The sequence below is a fragment of the Cupriavidus basilensis OR16 genome (genome assembly GCF_000243095.1).
Lineage (GTDB): Bacteria > Pseudomonadota > Gammaproteobacteria > Burkholderiales > Burkholderiaceae > Cupriavidus > Cupriavidus basilensis_D.
Genome location: NZ_AHJE01000190.1, coordinates 1 through 968 on the forward strand (window position 1 = coordinate 1; position 968 = coordinate 968).

At 67.4% G+C, this 968-nt stretch carries 1 pseudogene; it reads left to right on the top strand.

The features are described 5' to 3' along the window. Window positions 1–968: pseudogene (locus OR16_RS46975) on the top strand (hemagglutinin); the annotation flags it as partial.

Consider the following 968-nt stretch of genomic DNA (forward strand, 5'->3'; position numbering starts at 1 on the left):
GCCACGCCGGTGAACAACCCGACCACCCCCTGGCAGTTCAACCCGGTCATCGTGGCCACGCCCGCGGCGCCCACCACCGGCAGCAGCCAAACCATCGACTGGCACTTCAACGCCAACCTCGGCGGCAATCCGGTCACCGCACCCAACGGCACCACGGACCGCGCGCAATACCTGAACAACAGCCCGGCCACCGCCGTGCTGGCCGGCGTCACGCCCGACAGCCTGCTGGCGCAGCTGCCGGCCGACCTGCGCCCCGGCAAGGTCAGCTTCTACTACGACCCCTACACCGAAGGACAAAAGCTCCAGCAAGCCGCGCTGCAACAGACCGGCCAAGCCAGCTTCGTGAGCGGCCTGGCCTGGGACAGCCAGAACCAGCTCTCGGTCACGGACCAGGAAAAGCTGAGCCTCTACAAGAACGCCGCGGACTACGCCAAGGCGCACAACATCGCGCTAGGCACGGCGCTGACGCAGACGCAGGTCAACGAGCTAGACAAGCCCCTGCTCTGGTACGTGCAACAGGCGGTGCCCGATCCGAACTGCAACACGGTCGCCAGCACCGCATGCCCGACGGTGAACGCGCTCGTGCCGCAGGTGTACCTGCCCGAGGGCTACGCGCAGGCGCTGACCAAGCCCACCGGCGGCACCATCGCCGGCGACAAGGTCTCGCTCGACATCGCGGGCCAACTGCGCAACAGCGGCGCCATCACGGCAGGCGACACGCTCAACGTGAAGGCCGGCAGCATCGACGCCGCGCCCAATGTTGTGGACATCGGCACCTCGGCCTACAAGGCCCAGGGCGGCTGGAACGTGATCACCGGCACGGTGGTGCAGCCGGGCGGGTTCATGAGCGCAATGCGCATGCACATCGAGGCCGACAGCATCAACGCGGTCAACAACGCGTTCCTGATCCGCAACGCCGACGGCACGGTCGACGAGGCCGCGACGGTGGCGCTGGTGAATCAGTTGAA